The 4,711-nt window shown below is 76.8% G+C and carries 2 protein-coding genes and 1 pseudogene; 1 reads left to right on the top strand and 2 read right to left on the bottom strand.

The features are described from left to right. Both ACFF45_RS06625 and ACFF45_RS06630 read right to left on the bottom strand, forming a co-directional pair. A pseudogene (locus tag ACFF45_RS06625) lies at positions 1–270 on the bottom strand (hypothetical protein); the annotation flags it as partial. A 96-nt stretch (positions 271–366) separates the two neighbouring features. Next, on the bottom strand, positions 367–3,654 hold the full coding sequence (locus tag ACFF45_RS06630; RefSeq protein ID WP_381343171.1) for an amidohydrolase family protein: 3,288 nt from the start codon (positions 3,652–3,654) through the stop codon (positions 367–369). Positions 3,655–3,855: 201 nt separating this feature from the next. Between ACFF45_RS06630 and ACFF45_RS06635 the strand changes: the two genes are divergently transcribed. Then, positions 3,856–4,711, top strand: an 856-nt coding sequence (locus ACFF45_RS06635; protein WP_381343179.1) for a serine/threonine-protein kinase, incomplete at its 3' end; no start/stop codon positions are given.

Below are 4,711 nucleotides of genomic sequence, written 5' to 3' on the forward strand. Positions count from 1 at the left end.
GTGCTTCCGGGCCTGAGCGTCCGGGCTGTGCTTCCGGGCCTGAGCGTCCCGGGCTGGACTTCTCGGTGCCGAGCCTTCCGGCCGTGCTTCCCCGGCTGGGCCGGGGCGGGCGGCCGGCGGTCGGCCGAGGACGAGCGGGAGCCGCGCGGCCGCCCCGCCCGGCGTGACCTGCTCCCCGCCGGTCGGGGCCCGCCGGCCGGTGCCGGCCAGCAGCGCGTCCGTGTCGGAGAACGACGCGGGGAACGCGCTGCCGGCGATCTCCTCCAGCATCTCGCGGGCCCGGGCGAGCGACGGTGGTGCGCCGCCGCCCCGCGGTACGAGCGCCCCCCGGCCGGCGCCCGCGGGTGCCGGCCGGGCCGCTGCGGTTCAGCTCTCGTCCGCCAGGTGGCAGCACCCCTCGCGCCGCATGTGCCGGCTGACCTCCAGCCAGTCCACGGCCGGATCGGCGTCGCCGCGCACCGCCGTCGCGTCGAACGCCTGGACCAGGTCCGCCTGCTCGAACAGGAACCCGCCGCGCAGCACCGCCACCGTGCGGACCAGACTGGCGAAGTCGGTGAACGGGTCGCCGTCCACGAACGTGAGGTCGGCCAGCTTGCCCTCCTCCACCGTGCCCAGCTCGGCGTCGGCGCCGAAGACCCGCGCCGGCAGCAGGGTGGCGGTCCGCAGCGCCTCGGCCGCCGACAGCCCCGCACGGTGCAGTGCGCGCAGCGCGAGGTGCAGGTGCAGCCCGACCGGGACGAGCGGCTGGTCGGTGCCGAGCGCGACCAGTCCGCCGCCCGCGAGAATCCGCCGGTACACGTCCGACTCCGTGTCCAGCGTGGACAGCTGGGTGTCGGTGGGCGGGGTGCCGGCCCCCTCGCGCACCAGGGCGGTGTCCCACGGGGGCATCAGCGTGGTCACCCGCGGATCGTCCGCCAGCGCCGGGTCCGCGCCGAGCAGGGGCGCCGCCGTGAACGGGGTCGCCACGAGGGAGAACCCGGCACGGGTGTAGATCTCCCCGACGTCCTGGTAGGCGCGGCCCGTGGCGGAGGTGGCATGCCCGAACTCCAGCCGCTGCGTCGCCTGCAGATGGGTCGTCAGGTCCTGGCCCAGCTGCACGCCCGGGCTGCACAGGTGGCTGCCGCAGCGCACGCCGAGCCGCTCGTGCGCGAAGTCGGCGGCCTCCTTCATCACCCAGCCGGGAGCGCGTACGTACGTCTTGACGAAGTCCCAGTCCAGCGCCGCCCCGCGGGCCAGCGAGCGGCGCAGGCCCTCGCGGGTGGCGTGGGCGCGTCCCATGCTGTAGGCGACACGCGCCCCGTCGAGGAGTTCGCCGGTGGTCAGCAGCCGGGGCCCGGCCAGCGCGCCGGCGGCGACCGCCTCCCGGATGCGGGCCTGCTCGTAGGCGAAGCCGCCCAGGGAGACGGCCGTGGTGATGCCGTAGGCGAGCTGGAGCGCGGTCTGGCGGCCGCCGTAGGTGGTCTGCCAGGGGTGGGTGTGCGCGTCCCACAGGCCGGGGATCACCGTGCGGTCGCTCGCGTCGACACGGCGCGCGGCCGGTCGGCCGGCCCGGTGCGGGGCGACCTGCGCGATGCGGCCGTCGCGCAGCACGACGTCGACGTCCTCGCGGACCTCCGCGCCGGTGCCGTCCCACAGGCGCCCCGCGTGCACCACCGTGCCGGCCGCCCGCGGCCTGCGGTACTCCAGCGGGACGCGGACCGTACGGGGCGCGCCGCCGCCGACGTCGATCAGGCGCAGTCTGCCCGCCGACAGGTAGAGCACGGTGCGGGCGTCGGCGGACCACGACGGGTGGTCGGCCGGCTCGGTGGTCAACTGACGCGGCGCGCCGTCCGGGGTGCCGTCGGCGCGCACCGGCAGCAGCCACAGCGCCGACTCCACGATGACGGCCATCCAGCGGCCGTCCGGGGACCAGACGGGCCCGGAGTCGTAGCGGTCGGAGAGCGAGAGGTGGGGGGTCGGGGCGTGCAGGGTGGCGGTCCCGTCGGTCGTGTCCACCACCCGGACGAGGTGGTGGCCCTCGCGGAAACGGAGGTTCAGGCGGTTGCGGTCGCACAGAGCCACGTACCGGCCGTCGGGCGACCAGCTGGGACGGCCGGGCAGCCCGCCCGCGGCGAGCGGTGCGGCCAGCACGCGCTCGGTGCCGTCCCGCAGGTCGCGCACCACGAGGTTGCCGGACATGTCCAGGCAGGCCAGCCGCGTCCCGTCCGGCGTGAGCGCGGGGAAGACGCGCCCGCCCCCGGCGAGCACGGTCTCCGCCCCGGAGCCCAGGTCACGGCGGCGTACGGTGAACAGCCCGTCGCGGTCGTCGGCGTACACCAGCCCGGTGCCGTCGGGCGTCCACACCGGCCCCGTCACATAGCGGGTCGCGGGAACCTGGAGCACCTTGCGCGGTGCGCGTCCGGACGTCGTGTCCGCGGTCCACAGCGCGTTCAGGGCGGCGAACGCGACACGGCGGCCGTCCGGCGACAGCGCGGGCAGGTGCGGGGCCCGGACGGGACGGGCGCCGGCGCCCTCGAAGTCGTACGCCTTGCCGCGGTAGCGGGGGCGGTCCACCGGCAGCGTGGCCGTGAACGGGATCTCCTCGCCCGCACCCGGCGCGTCCGGGTCGACGAGCCGGAACCGCCCGTCGACCGTGAGCAGCAGCCGCCCGCCGCCCACCCAGCGCGGTGGCGCGGGCTGGACGTCGCCCGCGACGGCGACCGGAGCGCCGTCCACCACGAGGGTGCAGGACGCCGAGGGGCTGGGCGTGGTGCGCAGACAGGCGAGCCGGCCGGAGGGCGCGACGGCCGGGGTCATGAGCTGGGCGCCGGAGTCGTCGGTGTGCTCGACGCGGACCGGGCCGGAGCCGTCCGCGGCCACCGCGGCGACGGTGCTCGCGCGCAGGGCGCCGGACGCGGTGGCGGTGGCCCGCACGAACAGCACCCGCTCGCCGTCGGGCGACCAGGCCGGGTCGAAGTCCTCGTGGGCCGGCGCCCCCGCCGGGTCCTGACCGGGCCGCCCGGTGAGCCGGGTCAGCGCGCCGGTGCGCACGTCCACGACCCAGATCCGGTACGGGGCACCGGCCACCGGGTCGCCGCCGCGCTCGGAGGCGAACGCGATCCGGGTGCCGTCCGGAGACCAGGCCGGGCCCCGGTCGTCCCACGGGCCGTGGGTGAGCTGCCGCAGCCCGGTGCCGTCGGGGCGCAGGGTCCACAGGTGGAAGCCTCCGCCGCGGTAGGCGCAGACGACCAGGCGGCTGCCGTCGGGGGAGAACTGCGGGCGGGTGGGTTCCAGGCCGGCCGTGGTGAGCGCGACGGCGGTGCCGCCGTGGCGGGGGACGGACCACAGCACGCTCTGCACCTCGGCGACCAGCCGGTCACCGGACGGGGCGAGGGTCGCGGAACCGCCGGTGGCAGCGGTGAAGGAGAGGGTGACCGGGTCGGCGGCGGCGGCCCCGACCGGCGTGGTGACGGTGGCGACCGCCGCGGCCGTCGCGGTGGCCGTCGCCGTGGCCTGAAGGAATCTGCGGCGGGTGAGGGGGACGCCGCGAGTGGCGGCCCAGGGGTTCGTGACGGTGCTCGCGGTGGTGCTCGGGACGGTGTCTGGGGTGGTGCTCGGGACGGTGTCTGCGGTGGTGCTCGGGATGGTGCCTTCGTCGGTTCCTGAGATGTCCAAGGAAGCTCCCAGCGCGCGGAATCGGTGTACCGGACGGCACACGGCACTGCGGGCAACGTACGGGCCGGAGCCGGCTTCCGCGCCCCGCTCCGGAGGATCCGCGCAGATCTTCACCCCTGTGTGCGGGGTGGTTCAAAGGGCATGCCCCGCGACGGTCCGCGCTCCTGCCCTAACCTATGCCGGGTGAACGCACCGGGGGACATGATCGACGGACGCTTCGAGCTGCTCGAACGGCTCGGCAGCGGGGGGATGGGCACGGTCTGGCGGGCCCGGGACACCGTGCTGCACCGCGAGGTCGCCCTCAAGGCCGTACGCCCGGACGCCGAGGCCTCCGAGGCCGTGCGGGAACGGGTGATGCGCGAGGCGAGGGCGCTGGCCCGGCTCAGCAACCCGTACGTGGTGACGGTGCATCAGATCATCGAGGCGGATCCCCATCCGTGGATCGTGATGGAACTCGTACCGGGCGTCTCGCTGCAACGGCGCCTCGCCGACGGCGCGTTGACGCCGGCGGAGGCGGCCCGCATCGGCCGGCAGCTGCTCTCCGGGCTGCGCGCGGCGCATGCGGCCGGCATCCAGCACCGGGACGTCAAGCCCGCCAACGTGCTGGTGCGGCCGGACGGCACCGCCGTCCTCACCGACTTCGGCATCGCCGCCCTCCAGGGCGCGACCGGGCTCACGGTCACCGGTGAACTCGTCGGCTCCCCCGAGTACATGGCGCCCGAGCGCGTCCGCGGCCGCGGCGACGACCCGGCGGCCGACCTGTGGTCCCTCGGGATCGTCCTGTACGTGTGTGTGGAGGGCGTCAGCCCCCTGCGCCGCGAGACGACCCTCGCCACGCTGGCCGCGGTCCTGGACGACCCGGTGCCGCCGCCCGTCCGCTCCGGCCCCCTCGCCCCGGTCCTGCGCTCGCTCCTCGTGCGCGACCCCGCCGCCCGCCCCGGCGCGGAGCGGCTGGACGCGCTGCTGGCGCAGGCCGAGTCGGGCACCCCACCGCACTGGGGCCCGCCGGCGCCGCCGGCTCCGCCCGTGCCGGCTCCGGCGCCGACCCCGACGCGGC

The sequence above is a fragment of the Streptomyces cinereospinus genome, from assembly GCF_042430725.1.
Classification (GTDB): Bacteria; Actinomycetota; Actinomycetes; order Streptomycetales; family Streptomycetaceae; genus Streptomyces; species Streptomyces cinereospinus.